Below are 19426 nucleotides of genomic sequence, written 5' to 3' on the forward strand. Positions count from 1 at the left end.
TCCTTAGCGCGTGCCGCCGGTTTGTTTGAGGAAATTGGCAAACAGTTCATGACCCTGCTCGGTGAGGATCGATTCGGGGTGGAACTGTACGCCCTCGATGTTCAGGGTCTTGTGACGCAGGCCCATGATCTCGTCGACCGAGCCGTCGTCGTGCTGGGTCCATGCGGTCAGCTCGAGGCAATCGGGCAGGCTGTCATGCTTGACGATCAGCGAGTGGTAACGGGTAACGGTGAGCGGATGATTGAGGCCGGCAAACACGCCCTTGTCCTCGTGGAATACCGGGCTAGTCTTACCGTGCATGACTTGGCGGGCGCGGACTACATCACCGCCGAAGGCCTGGCCGATGGACTGGTGGCCGAGGCAGACGCCGAGGATCGGCAGTTTGCCGGCAAAGTGCTTGATCGCGTCGATGGAAACGCCCGCCTCGGTGGGCGTGCACGGCCCCGGGGAAACCACGATGCGCTCGGGATTCAGCGCTTCGATTTCGGCGATGGTCAGTTCGTCGTTGCGCACCACTTTGACCTCGGCACCCAGCTCGCCGAGGTATTGCACAACGTTGTAGGTAAAGGAGTCGTAGTTGTCGATCATCAGCAACATGGCGTTTCGAACCTCTTGAATTCTGACTTGATGACAGCCTTCAGATGACTTGCCCGCGGGTGGCTGCGCGATGTCGGACGCGCACAGGGCGCCAGCACAGCGGCATTTCAAACAGACAAGGAAGGCAAAGCGATACAGATCCGGCGGAGCCGGCAGAGAAGATTCAGGCGCGCCAACGCCAGCGGGCGTGTGCCTTGATGACTTGATCCAGGAGTTTGCTGGTGATCAACACGGGGAAGGTCTCGTTCATACGTTCCGGCACAGTAACTTAGCTGGGCGGAGCGTGCAATATGGCGGGGCCTGCGGGTTATAAAACGGCAGAGGGATTCGCGACCGATGGCAAAAGGCCGAAAGTTTTTGGTACTGTCGTTTCGTTCACCTACAACAATAAATAAACGGACTTGCTCATGATCAGACAGACGTTGTTTGTACCGCTGGCCAGCTGCTTGCTCGCACTCGCCTGCGCCCAGGCCAATGCAGCGCCCAATCCTTATTCCAGTTTCATCGTCTTCGGTGACAGCCTCAACGATGCCGGCACCTTCGCCGACACGGGCGGCCCGGCGGGCTCCACCGAGCGTTACACCAACCGTACCGGGCCGGTGTATCAGGATGGCAGCGGCGAAGTTTTTTCATTGAATTCCACACAGCTGCTTGGCGGCCGCCTGGGCTTTTCGCCCGACCAGACAGCCTCTTCCAGCTCCGCAGTGCGCGCGGAAAACGGCCAGCCTGACGGCAACAACTGGGCGGTCGGTGGCTATCGCACCGACCAGATTCTCGATTCGATCACTACACAATCGGCCACCGGTGAACGCACCCGCGCCGGGTACCTGCCGTCGAACGGCTTCCGCGCCGACCCGAATGCGCTGTATTACATTTCCGGTGGCGGCAACGACTTCCTCCAGGGCCGCATTCTCAGCCTGCCCCAAGCCAACGCCGCAGCCGATGGACTGGCCGACAGCGTGCAAACCCTGCAGACCGCCGGCGCCAAATACGTGATGGTCTGGCTGCTGCCCGACGTGGGCCTGACACCTGCTCTGAACGGCACGCCGTTGCAAGCGTTCAGCAGCACCCTCGCCAACCAGTTCAACAGTCAGTTGGTGACGCGCCTGCAAGGCATCGACGCCGAAGTGATTCCTTTGAACATTCCGGTGCTGCTCTCGGAAGTCTTCGCCGACCCGGGGCGCTTTGGTCTGGCTACCGACCAGAACCTCACCGCCACCTGCTTCAGTGGCAATAGCTGCACGGAAAACGCCCGTTACGGGATCAACAGCGCCACGCCGGATCCGACCAAGCTGATCTACAACGATGGCGTACACCCGACCGAATCCGGGCAAAAACTGATCGCCGATTACGCCTATTCGCTGTTGGCTGCGCCGTGGGAATTGAGCCTGCTACCTGAAATGGCCCACGGCACAGTGCGTGCGCATCAGGATGAATTGCGCAATCAATGGCAGGCGGACTGGGAGAACTGGCAAGCGGTCGGCCAATGGCGTGCGATTGTCTCGGCCGGCGGACAGCGTCTGGATGTCGACAGCCAAAGCAGCGGCGCCAGCGCCGATGGCAGCGGTTACAACCTCAACGTCGGCGGCAGCTATCGCCTCAATGAGGCTTGGCGCGTGGGCGTGGCGGCCGGTTTGTACCGGCAGAATCTCGAGGCCGGGCACAACGACTCCGACTACAAACTCAACAGCTACATGGCCACCGCGTTCGCCCAGTTCCAGCAGAATCGCTGGTGGGCCGACGCGGCGCTGACCGGTGGCAAACTCGACTACGACAACCTCAAGCGCAAGTTCGACCTCGGCGCCAGCGAGGGCGCGGAGAAAGGCGATACCGACGGCAGCCTGTGGGCGTTCAGCACGCGCCTGGGCTATGACATTGCCCAACCGGGCAGCCAATGGCATCTGTCGCCATTTGTCAGCGCCGATTACGCCAGTGTCGATGTCGACGGTTACTCGGAAAAGAGCAACCGCGCCACCGCGCTGACCTTCGATGACCAGAGCCGCGATTCGAAACGCCTGGGCCTGGGGATTCAAGGCAAGTACAACTTCACCGCGCAAACCCAGGTGTATGGCGAATACGCCCACGAGCGTGAGTACGAAGATGACGTGCAGAAGGTCAACATCGCCCTCAACACCCTGCCGGCCAATGACTTCACCCTTGAAGGCTACACACCGGCAAGTCACCTGAACCGCTTGAGCCTGGGCGTCAGTCACAAGCTGACGGCTGATCTGGCGCTGCGTGGGGGTTATACGTTCCGCAAGGATGATGACTTCAAGCAGCAGGGCCTGAATGTCGGGGTTGTGCTGGATTTCTGAGTGATGGATGCAAAAAAAGCGGCGCCCTGACAGGCGCCGCTTTTTTTATGCCTCAACACAAAACCCAATGTGGGAGCAAGCCTGCTCGCGAAAGCGCTGGGTCAGTCAGCATCAACGGTGACTGACTCACCTCTTCGCGAGCAGGCTCGCTCCCACATGGGAAATTGCGTGGATCAGGCGTCCGGGGTTTGCTCGGCCAGGGCCACGGCGCGGAACATCGCGCGGCGTTTGTTCAGGGTTTCTTCCCATTCCAGCGCCGGCACCGAGTCGGCGACGATGCCGCCGCCGGCCTGCACGTGCAATTCACCGTTCTTGATCACCGCCGTGCGAATGGCAATGGCGGTGTCCATGTTGCCGTTCCAGGCGAAGTAACCGACCGCACCGCCATACACGCCACGCTTGACCGGCTCAAGTTCGTCGATGATTTCCATCGCGCGAATTTTCGGCGCACCCGACAACGTACCCGCCGGCAGGATCGCCCGCAGAGCGTCCATCGCGGTCAGGCCCGACTTCAACTGGCCGGTGACGTTGGAGACGATGTGCATCACGTTGGAATAACGTTCGATGACCATTTTCTCGGTGAGCTTCACCGAGCCGATTTCCGAGACTCGCCCGGTATCGTTGCGGCCCAGATCGATCAGCATCAAGTGCTCGGCGATCTCCTTGTCATCCGAGAGCAGGTCCTGCTCCAGCGCCACATCGGCTTCTTCGGTGGCGCCGCGTGGGCGCGTGCCGGCGATCGGGCGCACGGTGATCAGGTTGTCTTCGACGCGCACCAGCACTTCCGGCGAACTGCCGACGACGTGGAAATCGCCGAAGTTGAAGAAGTACATGTACGGCGTCGGGTTGAAGCAACGCAGCGCGCGATACAGATCGATCGGCGCAGCCTTGAAGTCGATCGACATGCGCTGCGACGGCACCACCTGCATGCAGTCGCCGGCGAGGATATATTCCTTGATGGTGTCGACGGCTTTTTCGTAATCGTCCTGAGTGAAGCTGGAACGGAACACCGGATCGGCCGATTGCTGTTTGCTGAAATCCAGGCCACGACGCGGGGTGATCGGCTGACGCAGTTGCTCGAGCAGTTCCTGCAAACGCGCCTGACCTTGCTCGAAGGCATCGGCCTGGGCCGGGTCGGCGAGGACAATCGCGTGCATCTTGCCGGCCAGGTTGTCGAACACCACGACGGCGTCGGAAACCATCAGCAGAATGTCCGGCACGCCCAGCGGATCGGGGTTCGGGCATTTGCCCAGACGCTTCTCGACATAGCGCACACAGTCGTAACCGAAGTAACCGACCAGTCCACCGTTGAAGCGCGGCAGGCCGGCAATGGTCGGCACGTTGTAACGGGCCTTGAAGGTTTCAACGAAGGCCAGCGGGTCTTCAACCTCGTGGCTTTCGGTCTCGACGCCATCAACGGTGATGCTGACGTGATGGTCGTGCACCCGCAGCACGGTGCGGCACGGCAGGCCGATGATCGAGTAACGGCCCCATTTCTCACCGCCCTGCACCGATTCGAGCAGGTAGGAGTTGGGCTGGTCGGCCAGTTTCAGGTAGATCGACAGCGGCGTGTCGAAGTCGGCCAGGGTTTCGCAGGCCAACGGGATGCGGTTATAGCCGTCAGCGGCCAGACGCAGGAATTCTTCGCGATTCATAAAGTGCCTCGTGGGGTGAGGTGCAATCAGTCAGGTATGCAAACGCGCCGGCAGGGCCGGCCAGAATCAGTCAGGCGCGCCAACGCCAGCGGGCCAGGGCCTTGATGACTTTCATCCAGAGTTTGCGGGTGACCACCACGATGGCGTTTCCAGAAGGGGGTTGAACAGCGTCGGGCAACGTTATCCCACCAGCCAGATCCAGGCAACCGGGAATTAGTTTGCGCAAATCGTCGATCACCAGTGCCGGCGATTCCTCGGCAATCGGCCGGCCATGGTTGTAGCCGTAACTCAGCGCCACACACTTGACCCCCGCTGCTTTCGCGGCCTGCACATCACTGCGAGAGTCGCCGACGAACAACGATTGCGAGGCCGGAATGTTGGCCATTTTCATCACGAAAAACAGCGCCGCCGGGTCAGGCTTCTTCTGCGGCAGGGTATCGCCGCCGATGATCCACTTGAAGTAGCGGCCGATTTTCATCTGATCGAGCAGCGGCGCGACGAAGCGCTCCGGCTTGTTGGTGATCAACGCCATGGCCACGCCTTGTTTGTGCAGCCACTTGAGCGTGTCGCGCACACCGGGATAGACCACGGTCAGTTCATGGCTGGCGCCGTACGCCTCCATGAAAATCTCCAGTGCGCGCTCGGCTTCAGCGTCGTCCACTGCCGAGTGATCGATACCACCCGCCAAGGCCCGACGCACCAGCACCGGCGCGCCATTGCCGACCCATTCGCGCACCGCTTCGATACCTGCCGGCGGACGGCCGAGGGAGAGCAGCATGGTGTCCACCGCCGCTGCCAGGTCGGGAACCGAATCGATCAGCGTGCCATCCAGATCGAACATCACCAACCGTGGCAACTGCCCCGGGAACAACTGCTCAAAACCGCTCATGGGCGCGCCAGTGCCAGTTCGGAACGCATCTTGTCGATGACTTCCTGATAGTTTGGCGCGTTGAAAATGGCCGAGCCGGCGACGAAGGTATCGGCGCCAGCAGCGGCAATTTCGCGGATGTTGTTGACGTTGACGCCGCCGTCGATTTCCAGACGGATGTCGCGACCGGAAGCGTCGATGATCGCCCGCGCTTCACGCAATTTGTCGAGGGTGCCGGGAATGAACTTCTGCCCACCGAAGCCCGGGTTGACGCTCATCAGCAGGACCATGTCGACCTTGTCGATCACGTACTTGAGCACGTCCAGCGGGGTCGCCGGGTTGAACACCAGACCGGATTTGCAACCACCTTCGCGGATCAGTTGCAGCGAGCGATCGACGTGCAAAGTGGCTTCCGGGTGGAAGGTGATGTAAGTCGCGCCGGCTTCGATGAAGTCGCCGACGATGCGGTCCACCGGGCTGACCATCAGGTGCGCGTCGATCGGCGCGGTGACGCCGTACTTGCGCAGCGCCGCGCAGACCATCGGGCCGATCGTCAGGTTGGGCACGTAGTGGTTGTCCATGACATCGAAGTGGACGAAGTCGGCGCCGGCGGCGAGAACGTTGTCCACTTCCTCGCCGAGGCGGGCGAAGTCGGCGGAGAGGATCGACGGAGCAATTACGAAGGGCTGCATGACGCACCTGTGCTGAGCTAAATCACGATGGCGCGCATTGTATACCTCAAGTTTCCACGCGCGCACCGGGACCGCGATGATTGGGTTGTGCCATGTGCCCTCAGCGCCCGCGCCTCAGTAAGCCGCGCGGTAGATCTTCTCGATGTCGCCGGCGCTGAGTTTGCGCGGGTTGTTGCGCATCAAGCGCTCGATGCCGGCGGCCTCCACGGCCATCGCCGGAATTGCTTCCTCCGGCACGCCGAAACTGCGCAGCCCGGCAGGGATTTCCACTGCCGCGCACAGGTCGGTCATGGCCTGCACGGCTTTGTCCGCGGCTTCGCTGGCGCTCAGATGCGCGGTCTTCACGCCCATGGCTTCGGCAATATCCTGCATGCGTTCGACACAGGCCATTTTGTTCCAGGTCATCACATAGGGCAGCAGCAAGGCGTTGCTGACACCGTGGGCAATGTTGAAGCGCCCGCCCAGCGGATACGCCAACGCATGCACCGCACCGACCCCGGCGTTACCGAACGCCATGCCGGCCATGAGGCTGGCGGTGGCCATGTCTTCGCGGGCTTGCAGGTTGGCGCCGTTGGCGTAGGCCTTGGGCAAGGCGCTGGCGATCAACTTGATTGCGCCAATGGCGAGGGAGTCGGTGATCGGCGAGGCATTCACCGACAGGTAGGATTCGATGGCGTGCACCAGTGCATCGACACCACTGGCGGCGGTAACACTGCGCGGACAGGTCAGGGTCATTTGCGGACTGACCAGCGCCACGTCCGGCAACAGATAGTCGCTGACGATGCCTTTCTTCACCTGCGCGACCTTGTCCGAGAGGATTGCCACGTTGGTGACTTCAGAGCCGGTGCCGGCGGTGGTCGGGATGGCGATCAGCGGCGGGCCTTTGCGCGGCACCTGATCGACGCCGAACAGATCTTCCAGCGCGCCGTGATATCCGGCGTAGGCGGCGACACTTTTGGCAATATCGATGGCGCTGCCGCCCCCGAGGCCGATCAAACCGTCATGGCCGCCTTCGCGATAGGCGCGCATGCAGTCTTCGACGATGGCGATTTCCGGATCGGGCAGTACACGGTCGAATATTTCGTAGTCGCGCCCGCCGAGTTGCACCAGCGCCAGTTCGACAGTACCGGACTTGACCAGCGCGGCGTCGGTGACGATCAGCGGGTTATCGATGTCCAGACGAGTGAGTTCAGCGGCCAGTTGTTCGATGGCTGCGGCGCCGGTGATCAGTTTATGAGCGATTTTGAACTGGGACAGACTCATGGTGCGCAGCCTCTTATAGATGTGGGAGCTGGGCACAAGATTAGCTGGGGATTTGGGGTTGTCTGCTATTCAGGGTGTGAATGGTTGATCGGATAGGAAGATCAAGAGCCCCTCACCCTAACCCTCTCCCGGAGGGAGAGGGGACTGACCGGGTTGTACTCTCGAAATACATCGACCTGAATTACCGAGTCGAACTCCGGCCGCGAAAGCCTCGAAGATCTGCTCCCTTCCCCCTCGCCCCCTTGGGGAGAGGGCTGGGGTGAGGGGTGGCTTTTGACCTTGATCTCAGACCTGCGCAGTACGCAGTTTCTCGCTACGCCCGCGCAGCCATTCCAGGGTCAGCAGCAGAATCACCGAGAAGGCAATCAGTAACGTCGCCGCCGCTGCAATCGTCGGGCTGAGGTTTTCGCGAATCCCGCTGAACATCTGCCGAGGCAATGTCGCCTGCTCAGGCCCGGCGAGAAACAGCGTCACCACCACCTCATCGAAAGAAGTCGCAAAGGCAAACAGCGCCCCGGAAATCACTCCCGGCGCAATCAGCGGCAAGGTCACCCGGCGGAACGCCGTCAGGGGTGAAGCACCGAGACTCGCAGCAGCACGCACCAGATTGTGATTGAAGCCCTGCAACGTCGCCGAAACCGTGATGATCACAAACGGCACACCCAATACAGCATGCACGACGATCAGCGAGAAGAAGCTGTTACCCAGCCCCAGTGGCGCGAAGAACAGATAACTCGCCACGCCGATGATCACCACCGGCACCACCATCGGTGAAATCACCAGCGCCATCACCAGCGCTTTGCCGGGGAAGTCGCCACGGGTCAGGCCGATCGCCGCCAAGGTGCCGAAGATCATCGCCAGCACCGTCGCCGCCGGGGCGACGATGATGCTGTTCTTCAGCGCGCGCATCCATTCCGCCGAGGCGAAGAAGTCGTGGTACCACTGCAGCGAGAAGCCCTGCAGCGGATAGACCAGGAAACTCCCCGAGTTGAACGACAGCGGCACGATCACCAGCACCGGCAGGATCAGGAACAACAGGATCAGGCCGCAGAGAATCCGCAGGCTGTAGAACCACACCCGTTCAATGGGCGACATGTAAGGACTCAGCATCGCAAATTCCCCTTAGCTCAGGCGCAGGCGACTGGCGCCGACCAGCCAGCTGTAGATCAGATAAAGCACCACGGTCGCCAGCAACAGCAAGCCGCCGAGCGCGGTGGCCATGCCCCAGTTGATGCTGGTGTTGGTGTAGAAAGCGACGAAGTAGCTGACCATTTGGTCGTTCGGGCTGCCGAGCAGCGCCGGGGTGATGTAGTAGCCGATGGCGAGGATGAACACCAGCAGGCAGCCGGCGCCAACGCCGGCATAGGTCTGTGGGAAGTACACCCGCCAGAAACTGGCGAACGGATGACAGCCGAGGGAAATCGCCGCGCGCATGTAGGTCGGCGAGATGCCTTTCATCACGCTGTAGATCGGCAGAATCATGAACGGCAGCAGAATGTGCACCATCGAGATGTACACGCCGGTGCGGTTGAACACCAGTTCCAGCGGTTTATCAATGATGCCCATGGCCAGCAGCGCACTGTTGATCAGACCGCCGGATTGCAGCAGCACGATCCACGCTGCGACCCGCACCAGAATCGAGGTCCAGAACGGCAGCAACACCAGAATCATCAGCAGATTGCTCTGCCGCGAAGGCAGGTTCGCCAGCAGGTAGGCCAATGGGTAGGCGAGCAGCAGGCAGATCACGGTGATGACCAAGCCCATCCAGAACGTGCGAGCGAAGATGTCGAGGTAGATCGCCTGATCCGGAGTGGCCGGGGCGATTTCGCCGAGGTCATCGATGCGGTGATCGACCGCCGCCAGCAGGTAATACGGAGTGATGCTGCTGGTGTTGCGTTTCACCGCTTGCCAGTAGGCCGGGTCGCCCCAGCGTTCGTCGAGCGCTTCCAGCGCTTCTTTATAAGAGGCCGGTTCGCTGGCGAACGGCAGCGCCCGGGCGGTTTTGGTCAGCAGGCTGCGATAGCCGGCCAACTCCATGTTCAAGCGCTTGGACAGATCGCCCAGCGTCTGGTTTTTGCGGGCTTCGGCGAGGTCTTCGCTGGCCGCCTTGTACACCGGTTCGGCGGGCAGACCACGGCCGTCCCAACTGGCGATGGCGGTGACAGTGCGCGGCATGCCGCCAACCACTTCCGGGTTGCCGACGCTTTTATAGAGCAGCGCCACGATCGGCACCAGAAACACCAGCAGCAGAAACAGCACCAGCGGCGCAATCAGTGCCTGGGCCTTCCAGCGGTTGACCCGCTCGGCGTGCTTGAGCTTCTGCTTCAAGGTGGGGCTGGCGCCCTCGTTCAGGGGAACGGCGATGGCCATGACGTACTCCGCAAATCTTTGATCGTTACAGAGGTGGCGAACCACCTCTGTTGCGTTGAAACACTGCTACCTGTGGGAGCGAGCCTGGTGGCGAGGGGATTTATCCCCGTTCGGCTGCGCAGCAGTCGTAAAACCTGAGAATGCGGTTTATCTGACCCACCGAGCGGGTATGGCTTTGGGGCTGCTTCGCAACCCGACGGGGATAAATCCCCTCACCACAAAAGCCCCCTTGCCATCTCCATACAGGTAAATAAGTGGTTATTTCGCCGCCCAGGAATTGAAACGCTGTTCCAGTTGCTCGCCGTTGTCAGCCCAGAAGCTGACGTCGATCTGCACTTGGTTGGCGATGTTTTCCGGGGTGGTCGGCATGTCTTTCAGGACATCCTTGGCCAGCAGCGGCACGGCTTGGGTGTTGGCCGGGCCGTAGGCGATGTTTTCCGAGTAGGTCTTCTGCTGCTGCGGCTGCACCGAGAAGGCGATGAATTTCTTCGCCGCTTCGGCGCGTTTGGCATCCAGACCTTTCGGGATAGCCCAGGCGTCGAAGTCGTAGATGCCGCCGTTCCACACCACTTTCAGGTTGGATTCTTTCTGCACCGCCGCAATGCGACCGTTGTACGCCGAGCTCATCACCACGTCACCGGAAGCGAGGTACTGCGGCGGTTGTGCACCGGCTTCCCACCACTGAATGCTTGGCTTGAGCTCATCGAGCTTCTTGAAGGCGCGATCCTGGCCGCCCTTGCTCGCCAGCTCTTTGTAGACGTCTTTGGGCGCCACGCCATCGGCCATCAGCGCGAATTCGAGGGTGTACTTGGCGCCTTTGCGCAGGCCGCGCTTGCCCGGGAATTTCTTGGTGTCCCAGAAATCCGCCCAACTGGTCGGCGCGGTTTTCAGCTTGTCAGCGTTGTAAGCCAGTACGGTCGACCAGACGAAGAAACCTACGCCGCACGGCTGAATGGCGCCTTTGACGTAGTCTTCGGTCTTGCCGAACAGGGCCGGGTCGAGTTGCTCGAACATGTCTTCGTCGCAACCCCGGGACAGCTCTGGCGATTCAACTTCGACCAGATCCCACGACACGCTCTTGGTGTCGACCATGGCTTTGACCTTGGCCATCTCGCCGTTGTATTCGCCAGCGACGATCTTGCCGTTACCCGCCGCTTCCCACGGTGCATAGAAGGCTTTGACTTGCGCCGCCTTGTTCGCCCCGCCAAACGACACCACGGTCAAGTCCGGGCCGGCGGCCATTGCGCCGGTCGCACCCATCAGGCCCAGAGTCAGGGCGGTGAACTTCAGGGATCTCAACATTTATTGTTCTCTCCACGTGCAGGGTTGGTGTTGGTATTGCCGGGGCGCTTAGTGCGCCTCTAAAAGCGGATCGAGCGCACGAACGTGCTCGACCTGCCAGCCAAGCGGTACCACGTCGCCGACGCTGAGCGCAGGATCGAGCTCGGCAATCGGTTGTTTCACGAAGAAGTCGGTCTTGCCGCAGACTTCCAGGCGCACCCGGACGTGGTCGCCCAGATAGATGAATTCCGCCACCCTCCCTGAGAAGCGGTTGACGCATTGATCGCTCGAACCGTTGAGGCTGACGCGCTCCGGACGGATCGACAGGGTCACCGGCTCGCCGGTCTGGCCAACGTTGACTGCCAGTGCCTCGACCTTTTCGCCACGCCCCAACTCGACCACGCAGCGCTCGCCACTCTGGCTGAGCAGGCGGCCGTTGAGGCGGTTGTTCTCGCCAATGAAGTTGGCGACGAAGGTGTTTTTCGGTTCTTCGTAAAGCGTGCGCGGTGGCGCGATCTGCTGGATCTCGCCTTGATGGAACACCGCGACGCGGTCGGACATGGTCAGTGCTTCGCCCTGGTCGTGGGTCACGTAGACCACGGTCACGCCGAGGCGCTGGTGCAGGTGCTTGATCTCCATCTGCATGTGTTCACGCAGTTGTTTGTCGAGGGCGCCCAGCGGTTCGTCCATCAACACCAGTTGCGGCTCGAACACCAACGCGCGGGCCAGTGCCACACGCTGCTGCTGACCGCCGGACAACTGCGCCGGATAGCGCGAAGCGAACGCATCGAGCTGAACCATGCTGAGGACTTTCTTCACCCGCTCGCTGACATCGCTTTTGTTCAAGCCGCGCACGGTCAACGGGAAAGCAAGGTTTTCCGCGACAGTCATGTGCGGGAACAACGCGTAGTTCTGGAACACCATGCCGATATCGCGCTTGTGCGGCGGTACGTTGTTGATCGAACGCCCGGACAGAAGGATTTCACCGGCGGTCGGCGTTTCGAATCCGGCGAGCATCATCAGGCTGGTGGTCTTGCCGGAACCGGACGGCCCGAGCAGGGTAAGAAATTCGCCCTTGCGAATGTCCAGGTTGAGGTCTTTGACGATCAGGTTCTCGCCGTCGTAGCTCTTCTGCACACCACGAAAGCTGACCAGCACATCACTGGTCCCTGCGCTTGTATCGACCTGGCTCATACCCACACCTTTGTTGTTGATGACTGCTTGTTCATCAAGCCTAGTGGCTGGCGGCGGCCACGCAAATCGGGGCGCAGGAGAGAATCGCTTAAGCGCAATGGAAGGTTGGGGGTAGGGATTGCCCTACAAGGATGGCGCTAATGGATAAAGCAGTGGTGAGGGGTGAGCTGCAAGCCGCGAGCAAGGGCAAAAGCGTTTGTCGCTAACAGATATGCCAACGCGGTCTCCTGTAGGAGCTGCCGAAGGCTGCGATCTTTTGACCTTGCCGTTTATAAGATCAAAAGATCGCAGCCTTCGGCAGCTCCTACAGGGGCGGGCGGGGTCAAAGGAGTTTGTGCTCCATCGCATATTTCACCAGCTCCGCCAGCGAGGTGATGTTGAGCTTCTGCATCAGCCGCGCCTTGTGCGTGCTGATGGTCTTGCTGCTCAAGGCCAGTTGCTGGGCGATATCGTTGACGTTGGCGCCTTGGGCCAGGCGTTCGAACACCGAGAATTCGCGTTCTGACAACAGCGAATGCAGCGGCCGGGTATCGGTCAGGCCGACTTCGAAAACCATGCGGTCGGCCAGTTCCGGGTCAATGTAACGTCCGCCCGCCGCAACTTTGCGGATCGCCGTGAGCAGCAGCGCCGGATCGCTGTCCTTGGTCGCATACCCGGCCGCGCCGACCTTCAAGGCGCGCGCGGCCATTTGCGCTTCGTCGTGCATCGACAGCACCAGAATCGCCGGCGGATTGTTCAGCGCACGGATACGCGGGATCGCTTCAAGTCCGTTGACGCCAGGCATGGAGATGTCCAGCAGCACCACCTCGCACGGCACGCTGCGCAGGGTTTCGAGCAGTTGCTCACCATTGCTCGCCTCTCCGACCACTTGCAGATCCTTGGCCAGGCCGATCAATTGCTTGATGCCCTCGCGGACGATGGTGTGGTCTTCGGCTACCAATACACGGATCACGTTTTTCTCCAGATTTCAGGTACACACCAGTCCCTGTGGGAGCGAGCCTGCTCGCGAAGGCGTCAGCACTCACAATACAAAACCTCAGACCTCACTTACCGGCACCCACACTTGAAGACTGGTGCCCTCCCCCGGCTCACTCACCAGCTCCAGCCGCCCGCCCATGATCAGCACCCGCTCACGCATGCCGACCAGACCAAACGAGGTCGGCCGACCCTCGGCGGCGACAAATCCTACGCCATCATCGCTGACGGTCAGACACAATTCATCGCCCGCAAGCTCCAGCGTCAGCTCCACCGTGTGTGCCTGAGCATGGCGCATCACGTTGGTCAGCGCTTCCTGCAGAATCCGGAACAGCCCCACCGCTTTGGCATCGCTGAGCGCCGGCAGGTTGTCCGGCACCTGCACCAGACACGGAATCTGCGTGCGCGCCTCGAACCGCCGCGCCTGCCACTCGATGGCCGAGGCAATCCCGGCATCAAGGATCGGCGGACGCAACGCGGTCGCCACATCGCGCACCAGCTGAAATAACTGTGCGATCAGGCGCTTCATGCTGTTGAGCCGCTCGTTCAGACCGGGATCGAGTTGCGCGTAGGCCAGCTCGCACATCGATGTCTCCAGTTTCAGCACGGTGAGCATCTGTCCCAACTCATCATGGACTTCCCGGGCAATGCGCGCCTTCTCTTCTTCACGCACGCTTTCCAGGTGCGCCGACAGTTCGCGCAGTTGCTCGCGCGAGGCCGCCAGTTCCAGCTCGATGCGTTTGCTTTCGCTGATGTCCCAGACAATGCCGTCCCACACATAGGCTCCGTCCTCCAACTGGCGGGTGATTGCCTTGATCTCGGCCCAGCGTTGCTCGCCCTGGCGCGTGACGATGCGGCCTTGCCACGACCAGTCGCTGTCGGTATCCAGCGCCTGATCCTGGGTGCGGTGATAACTGGCCTTGTCGTCGGGGTGCACCAGACTGCGCAGGCCCATGTCACGATGGGCGATGGCTGCCGGTGCGTAGCCGACCAGACTTTCGCTGCCCTCACTGATGTAGGCAAAGTCGATCTGCCCGGTGACCGGTGCCCGCTCCAGCCTGAACACCAGACCCGGAACGTTGGCGGCGATGCCTTGCAGGCGCGCCTCGCTTTCCTGCAAAGCGGCGAGCGCGCGGCGGCGGTCGGTGACGTCGGTGAGGTAGACCACCAGATATTCACTGTCGCGAAAACGCAGAAAGCTCAGGGAAACGTCCGCCGGCAGCACGCTGCCATCGGCGCGCAGGCAGCTGGTTTCGAAGCTCAGCGGCCCTTCTTCACTGGCCCGCGCACGCTTCCACAGATTGAGCCAGCGATCCATGTGCAGGCCGGGCTCGAAATCGATCAGCGGCCGTTCGATCAGCCCGCCCGAGGGATAGCCGAGCATGTTTTCCGCCGCGCGGTTGGCGTAGCGCACATGGCTGTCCCAATTGACCCAAAGAATGCCGACGGTACTTTGGTCGATGGAAAACTGCGTCAGTCGCAGGGCCTCTTCGCTGGCGGCGCGCAACGCGATGTCCTCGCGGGCGCTGAGCAAGCGTTGTTCGAGGCTGTGTTGTTGGCGCCGCTGCCAGACCACGATGGCCGCGCAACTGAGCAGCATCACCGCGAACAACAGGCTGAGGTTCTGCCAGAACCCCGGCGACTCGGTCAGCCGTGGGTATTTCGGCTGCAGCCATTGGTTGTGCAGTTGTTCCAGGTCCTTGGCCGGTATTGCGCGCAAGGCGCTCTGGACAATGCCGGCCAGTTCCGGCCAATCGCGGCGCGAGGCCACACGCAGCAGCTGCGGCAGGCCGATATCGCCGACCACCACCAGTTCGGCAAACTCCGGCTCCACCGACAGACGCCCCAACTGCGCTTCGTCGACCACTGCGTAGGAGGCTTGCTGACTCAACAGCAGTTGCAAGGCCTGACGCTCCAACGGCACACCTTGCAAATTCAAGTGCGGATAGTTGCTGCGCAGGTAATCGGCGGTGCTGCTGGGCATGCGCACGGCGACGCGGGTCTGGCTGTCGAGTTTTTCCAGATCGACCGCGCCGCTGCTTTTCTGATCGCTGACCACCAGTTGCGGCACGCGCATGTACGGGTCGGAAAACTGCCAGAGGCGCAGCGCGCTCGGGGTCTGGCTGAGGCCCGGGGCGATGTCGATCTCGCCCTCGCGCAAAGCGTTTTCCAACTGCCCGAGATCCTGAAAGTTGCGCCAGCTCAGTTCCACGCCGAGGGTTTTGGCCAGCAGCTTCATCAATTCGACGTTGGCCCCGGACAATCGCTGCAGGCGCCGATCGTAGGTCGCATAGGGCGCCTGCAACACCAGGCCGACGCGCAATTCGTTGTGCTGCGCCAGCCATTGTTGCTGCTCTGGCGACAATTGCGCGGCATGGCCCGGCGGCGCAGGCGCCGCCCAGCCCATCAAGGGAAACCACAAACAGCCGATAACCCACAGGCAGCAAAATCGCTTCATTGAAGTCTCATACACTGACAAATTCTGACCAACCCATTAGGCTGCCGGGATACTTTCTGGCCTGGAATAACCGATGCCCTCTGTCTACCGCCTGGCACTGCCAGCATTGTGCCTGTCGCTGATCCTGCCTTGTGCGTTTTCCGCCGAAGCCGCCGACCCGGCGCCCGCCGCCACGGATAAACCCGCCGAGGAAAAACCGGCCGAGCGCCAGCCACTGCTTGAGCGTAGTCAGGAAGAGGCCGCCGCACTGCAACGTAAACTGCCGGCGCAAGAGCAGCAACAACTGCAGGCTGGCAGCGAAACTTTCCTCGCCCTGTGGAAACCGGCCAACAGCGCCGAGCCCAAAGGCGCGGTGATCATCGTTCCCGGTGCCGGCGAAACCGCTGACTGGCCGCAGGCAATCGGCCCGTTGCGAGGCAAATTGCCGGACGCCGAGTGGAGCAGCCTTAGTATCACCCTGCCGGATCTGCAAGGCGACGCCCTTGCTCCGCGCGTGATCGAACCGACCGCCGCGCCGAAAGCCCCGGAAACCACAAGCAAAGACGCCACCACCGCACAACCGATCGAACAGGCCGCTGGTGGGGAAGCGGAAGTTGCCGAACAGGTAGTGGCCGAGACCAGCGAAGAACAAACCAAAGCCGACGCCGAGCGCATTTTCGGACGGATCGACGCAGCGATTGCCTATGCCGAACAGCAGAGCGCGCGCAGCATTGTCGTGCTCGGTCACGGCACCGGCGCCTACTGGGCGGCGCGTTTTCTCAGTGAGAGACAAACGCCTCAGGTGGAGAAACTGGTCATGGTTGACGCGCAAGTCCCGACCAAAGCCCTGCCGCCACTCGCCGAACTGACGCCGACGCTGAAGCTGCCGACGGTGGATATTTTCTACATGGACAAAGCGCTGGATCGCAACGCGGCGCTGGAGCGCATGCAGGCGAGCAAGCGTCTGAAGACCTCGGCGTTCAGCCAGGTGGCGCTGAAGGTATTGCCGGACAAGAAGGCTGAGCAGGAACAACTGTTTCGGCGGGTGCGGGGCTGGTTGAATCCTCAGGCTGTTGACTGACTGTCACACCGAATCGCCCTTAATTCGCGAGCAGGCTCGCTCCCACATTGGATCTATGCACAATTCAATGTGGGAGCGAGCCTGCTCGCGAAGGGGCAAGCACAAGCAACACCCATCTAACTTCTAGCGAAAATCCCGCCGCTCGCGAATCAGCGTATAGGCGTTATGCAATTCCCGCGTACGCTCGGTCGCGTCACGCACCTGCGCCGGGGTCGCCCCGCTGCCGGCGATTTTGTCCGGGTGATGGCGACTGAGCAATCGCCGGTAAGCGCGCTTGATCTGTGCCGGCTCGCTGCTCGCCGACACCCCAAGCAGCTTCATCGCCTCCTGATAGCTCACTGCCGCACTGACGATCGGCCGCTTGCCCGGCTCGTAATCGCTGGCCAGCGCTTGCACCTGCTGCGACGTCCAGCCGAGCCACTTGCCCCACTGCGCCAGCAACTCGCGTTCGCTGACCCCGGCGCGACCATCAGCCCAAACCATTCGCCAACAGGCGCGCAACACACCTTCGGCCGCGTGCGGTTGCGCACTCAAACGACGCAGATAGCCGCGCAGATTGTCGCTGCCGGACTTGCCGCGATTGAACGCGGCAATCGCCCGCCGAGTCGCCGGCTCGCTCATTTCCAGCGCGCGCATTTCATTGCGCGCCTGCTGGATATGCCCGTCAGTGACGCGCCCGTCGCTCTTGGCCAGACGCCCGAGCAACACGAACAGCAGTTCATCGTTGCGCAGCATCGGCCGGCCGCCGAGCTTTTCGCGTAAGTGTCCCCAGCTCTGCAAGTGCAGGCGCCGATCCAGCGCCTGCCCCAACAACGCCCCAAGCATGGCCCCCGGAATGCTGGCAATCGCGTACCCCACTCCGGCTCCAATCAGAGTCCCTGGCCACAGCATCTCAGTGACTCGCTCTTATCAAGGCTTCGGCTTCGGCCAGACGCTCGTGGGTACCGACATCCACCCAATGCCCCTTCAGACGCTCGCCCGTCACTTCATCTTTGTCCATGGCCTTGCGCAGCAGAGGCGCGAGCTTGAAGGCGCCATCGCTGCAACCATCGAACAACTGCGGATGCAGCACGGCGATGCCGCTGTAGGTCAGCGTCTGCGCATCAGGCTCGCCGTCCTGCACTTTGCCGTCGATGAGAGTGAAGTCGCCTTTCGGGTGATGCGCCGGATTGTCCGCCAGCACCAGATGCGCCAGGCCATTGATCGGCTGGTGCAGCACGCTGAAGTCGTAATCGGTCCAGATGTCGCCGTTGACCACCAGAAACGCATCGTCACCAAGTAACGGCAGCGCACGGAAAATCCCGCCACCGGTTTCCAGCGGCTCGCCTTCCGGCGAGTACTGGATACTCAGGCCGAAACGCGAACCGTCACCCAGATGATCCTCGATCTGCTGACCAAGCCAGGCGTGGTTGATGACGACTTCGTTGAAACCTGCAGCCGCGAGGGCGTGCAGGTGATACTCGATCAGCGGCACGCCAGCGGCCTGCACCAGCGGTTTCGGCGTGGTCAGGGTCAGCGGGCGCATACGCTCGCCTTTGCCCGCCGCCAGAATCATTGCCTTCATGCCGTCGCTCCAGCACGCAAGCTGCTGAACAGCGCTTGCAGCTCCGCCAGTTCAGGACGGCGGGCGATCACTGCTTCTATATAAGAGAAGAAGCGCGGCACATCGGCCAGATAACGCGGCTTGCCATCGCGATGGCAGATACGCGCGAAGATGCCGATGACTTTCAGGTGACGTTGCACGCCCATCAAGTCGCTGGCGCGCAGGAAGTCTTCGAAATCAGCTTGCACCGGAATGTCCAGTGCCGAGGCTTGCTGCCAATAACTTTCCAGCCAGCCGCGTACACGTTCTTCCGGCCAGCTGAGGAAAGCGTCCTTGAACAGGCAAGTCACGTCGTAGGTCACCGGGCCGTACACCGCGTCCTGGAAGTCCAGCACGCCAGGGTTCGGCTCGCTGAGCATCAGGTTGCGCGGCATGTAGTCGCGGTGCACCAGCACTTTCGGCTGCGCCAGCGCGCTGTCGATCAAGAGCTCGCTGATGTGCTGCCACTGTTGCTGCTGGGCCGCATCGAACTCGACGCCCAGCTCATGCTTGACGTACCACTCGGGGAACAACTCAAGCTCACGACGCAACAAGGCGACGTCGTAACTGGGCAACGGCGCAACCATCGGCAACTGTTGAAAAGCCAACAGCGCTTGCAGGGCATCGTGGAATAACGCGTCGGCATTTTCGCCATCGATGACGTCGAGATAGGTCTTGTTGCCCAGGTCATTGAGCAAAAGAAAACCGCGTTCGAGGTCTTCGGCGTAAATTTTCGGCACATTAATTCCGGATTTCGCCAGCAAAAAAGCGATATCCACGAACGGTTTGCAGTTTTCCTGGGGTGGCGGCGCGTCCATCACGACGAAGCTGCGACCATCGCCCTCCCAGCGGAAGTAGCGGCGGAAACTCGCGTCGCTGCTGGCCGCGGTCAACGTGGCCGGGGGCACGGTGCCCCAGCCCTGCTCGGCAAACAACTTTGCCAACTGCTCATCGAGCCAAACTTTCAGGTGTTGCAAGCGTACATCTTGGTCAGGCATTGCAAGGGTCTCCGACGGCGCTAGCCGTCAAGCGGGTCATGCTTTATTATCCAGCATCTTTTTCAGACCATCGAGAGGCGTGCGGCCCACACCGCGGGCAGATGGCACGCAGGAAGCC

At 61.4% G+C, this 19426-nt stretch carries 16 protein-coding genes; 2 read left to right on the forward strand and 14 right to left on the reverse strand.

The annotated features are described in order from the left end of the window. Nucleotides 1-3: 3 nt before the first annotated feature. On the reverse strand, nucleotides 4-597 hold the full coding sequence (locus AB4N41_RS06075; RefSeq protein ID WP_041476683.1) for an aminodeoxychorismate/anthranilate synthase component II: 594 nt from the start codon (nucleotides 595-597) through the stop codon (nucleotides 4-6). Between the two features lie 407 nt (nucleotides 598-1004). Between AB4N41_RS06075 and estP the strand changes: the two genes are divergently transcribed. Next, the gene (estP, locus tag AB4N41_RS06080; protein ID WP_252876994.1) at nucleotides 1005-2912 is read left to right on the forward strand and encodes an esterase EstP; all 1908 of its coding nucleotides are present in this window, start codon (nucleotides 1005-1007) and stop codon (nucleotides 2910-2912) included. A 173-nt stretch (nucleotides 2913-3085) separates the two neighbouring features. Here estP and trpE read toward each other — a convergent pair whose 3' ends face one another. From trpE to AB4N41_RS06130, 10 genes are all read right to left on the reverse strand, one after another. Then, nucleotides 3086-4567: an anthranilate synthase component I gene (gene trpE, locus AB4N41_RS06085; RefSeq protein WP_122699644.1), complete on the reverse strand. Its 1482-nt coding sequence runs from the start codon at nucleotides 4565-4567 to the stop codon at nucleotides 3086-3088. 70 nt (nucleotides 4568-4637) lie between these two features. Further along, complete coding sequence (locus tag AB4N41_RS06090; RefSeq protein ID WP_041476686.1) at nucleotides 4638-5456, reverse strand: phosphoglycolate phosphatase; 819 nt, start codon at nucleotides 5454-5456, stop codon at nucleotides 4638-4640. After that, the gene (gene rpe, locus AB4N41_RS06095) at nucleotides 5453-6127 is read right to left on the reverse strand and encodes a ribulose-phosphate 3-epimerase (protein WP_007918813.1); all 675 of its coding nucleotides are present in this window, start codon (nucleotides 6125-6127) and stop codon (nucleotides 5453-5455) included. The genes AB4N41_RS06090 and rpe overlap by 4 nt, the downstream gene beginning before the upstream one ends. Nucleotides 6128-6241: 114 nt before the next feature. Beyond that, the gene (locus AB4N41_RS06100; RefSeq protein ID WP_071173763.1) at nucleotides 6242-7390 is read right to left on the reverse strand and encodes an iron-containing alcohol dehydrogenase; all 1149 of its coding nucleotides are present in this window, start codon (nucleotides 7388-7390) and stop codon (nucleotides 6242-6244) included. Between the two features lie 285 nt (nucleotides 7391-7675). Continuing rightward, a complete protein-coding gene (locus AB4N41_RS06105; protein ID WP_186532890.1) occupies nucleotides 7676-8500 on the reverse strand; it encodes an ABC transporter permease in 825 nt (274 codons plus the stop codon). Between the two features lie 12 nt (nucleotides 8501-8512). Beyond that, nucleotides 8513-9760 (reverse strand): ABC transporter permease, encoded by a 1248-nt coding sequence (locus tag AB4N41_RS06110; RefSeq protein ID WP_073476581.1) that lies wholly within the window; start codon nucleotides 9758-9760, stop codon nucleotides 8513-8515. Nucleotides 9761-10018: 258 nt separating this feature from the next. Further along, a complete protein-coding gene (locus AB4N41_RS06115; RefSeq protein WP_016772907.1) occupies nucleotides 10019-11062 on the reverse strand; it encodes an ABC transporter substrate-binding protein in 1044 nt (347 codons plus the stop codon). Nucleotides 11063-11110: 48 nt separating this feature from the next. Continuing rightward, nucleotides 11111-12235 carry an ABC transporter ATP-binding protein gene (locus tag AB4N41_RS06120; RefSeq protein ID WP_041476689.1) on the reverse strand — a complete coding sequence of 375 codons (1125 nt, stop codon included), beginning with the start codon at nucleotides 12233-12235 and terminating at the stop codon, nucleotides 11111-11113. Nucleotides 12236-12557: 322 nt separating this feature from the next. Then, nucleotides 12558-13187, reverse strand: a complete 630-nt coding sequence (locus AB4N41_RS06125; protein WP_003228820.1) for a response regulator — start codon at nucleotides 13185-13187, stop codon at nucleotides 12558-12560. 84 nt (nucleotides 13188-13271) lie between these two features. Next, nucleotides 13272-15668 carry a PAS domain-containing sensor histidine kinase gene (locus tag AB4N41_RS06130; RefSeq protein ID WP_252876995.1) on the reverse strand — a complete coding sequence of 799 codons (2397 nt, stop codon included), beginning with the start codon at nucleotides 15666-15668 and terminating at the stop codon, nucleotides 13272-13274. Nucleotides 15669-15741: 73 nt separating this feature from the next. Here AB4N41_RS06130 and AB4N41_RS06135 point away from each other — a divergent pair, with 73 nt between their 5' ends. After that, nucleotides 15742-16728, forward strand: a complete 987-nt coding sequence (locus tag AB4N41_RS06135; RefSeq protein ID WP_252876996.1) for an alpha/beta hydrolase family protein — start codon at nucleotides 15742-15744, stop codon at nucleotides 16726-16728. A 123-nt stretch (nucleotides 16729-16851) separates the two neighbouring features. On the opposite strand, the gene AB4N41_RS06140 is transcribed toward AB4N41_RS06135, so the two are convergent. The 3 genes from AB4N41_RS06140 to AB4N41_RS06150 are packed head-to-tail and all read right to left on the reverse strand — an operon-like array spanning nucleotide 16852 to nucleotide 19308. Beyond that, nucleotides 16852-17619, reverse strand: coding sequence for a TerB family tellurite resistance protein (locus tag AB4N41_RS06140; protein ID WP_252876997.1), 768 nt, complete (start codon nucleotides 17617-17619; stop codon nucleotides 16852-16854). A 1-nt stretch (nucleotide 17620) separates the two neighbouring features. After that, a complete protein-coding gene (gene murU, locus AB4N41_RS06145) occupies nucleotides 17621-18292 on the reverse strand; it encodes an N-acetylmuramate alpha-1-phosphate uridylyltransferase MurU (protein WP_252876998.1) in 672 nt (223 codons plus the stop codon). Beyond that, on the reverse strand, nucleotides 18289-19308 hold the full coding sequence (locus tag AB4N41_RS06150) for an aminoglycoside phosphotransferase family protein (RefSeq protein WP_095181413.1): 1020 nt from the start codon (nucleotides 19306-19308) through the stop codon (nucleotides 18289-18291). Before AB4N41_RS06150 ends, murU begins: the two co-directional genes overlap by 4 nt. Nucleotides 19309-19426: the final 118 nt, after the last annotated feature.

This window comes from Pseudomonas sp. S2_A10, from assembly GCF_054668465.1.

What these genes read in the sequence shown, in the direction of transcription:
- murU (WP_252876998.1), bottom strand. Translation starts at nt 18,292, where the DNA reads ATGAAGGCAATGATTCTGGCGGCGGGCAAAGGCGAGCGTATGCGCCCG.
- AB4N41_RS06090 (WP_041476686.1), bottom strand. Translation starts at nt 5,456, where the DNA reads ATGAGCGGTTTTGAGCAGTTGTTCCCGGGGCAGTTGCCACGGTTGGTG.
- AB4N41_RS06130 (WP_252876995.1), bottom strand. Translation starts at nt 15,668, where the DNA reads ATGAAGCGATTTTGCTGCCTGTGGGTTATCGGCTGTTTGTGGTTTCCC.
- trpE (WP_122699644.1), bottom strand. Translation starts at nt 4,567, where the DNA reads ATGAATCGCGAAGAATTCCTGCGTCTGGCCGCTGACGGCTATAACCGC.
- estP (WP_252876994.1), top strand. Translation starts at nt 1,005, where the DNA reads ATGATCAGACAGACGTTGTTTGTACCGCTGGCCAGCTGCTTGCTCGCA.
- AB4N41_RS06120 (WP_041476689.1), bottom strand. Translation starts at nt 12,235, where the DNA reads ATGAGCCAGGTCGATACAAGCGCAGGGACCAGTGATGTGCTGGTCAGC.
- AB4N41_RS06140 (WP_252876997.1), bottom strand. Translation starts at nt 17,619, where the DNA reads ATGCTGTGGCCAGGGACTCTGATTGGAGCCGGAGTGGGGTACGCGATT.
- rpe (WP_007918813.1), bottom strand. Translation starts at nt 6,127, where the DNA reads ATGCAGCCCTTCGTAATTGCTCCGTCGATCCTCTCCGCCGACTTCGCC.
- AB4N41_RS06110 (WP_073476581.1), bottom strand. Translation starts at nt 9,760, where the DNA reads ATGGCCATCGCCGTTCCCCTGAACGAGGGCGCCAGCCCCACCTTGAAG.
- AB4N41_RS06105 (WP_186532890.1), bottom strand. Translation starts at nt 8,500, where the DNA reads ATGCTGAGTCCTTACATGTCGCCCATTGAACGGGTGTGGTTCTACAGC.
- AB4N41_RS06150 (WP_095181413.1), bottom strand. Translation starts at nt 19,308, where the DNA reads ATGCCTGACCAAGATGTACGCTTGCAACACCTGAAAGTTTGGCTCGAT.
- AB4N41_RS06135 (WP_252876996.1), top strand. Translation starts at nt 15,742, where the DNA reads ATGCCCTCTGTCTACCGCCTGGCACTGCCAGCATTGTGCCTGTCGCTG.
- AB4N41_RS06115 (WP_016772907.1), bottom strand. Translation starts at nt 11,062, where the DNA reads ATGTTGAGATCCCTGAAGTTCACCGCCCTGACTCTGGGCCTGATGGGT.
- AB4N41_RS06075 (WP_041476683.1), bottom strand. Translation starts at nt 597, where the DNA reads ATGTTGCTGATGATCGACAACTACGACTCCTTTACCTACAACGTTGTG.
- AB4N41_RS06100 (WP_071173763.1), bottom strand. Translation starts at nt 7,390, where the DNA reads ATGAGTCTGTCCCAGTTCAAAATCGCTCATAAACTGATCACCGGCGCC.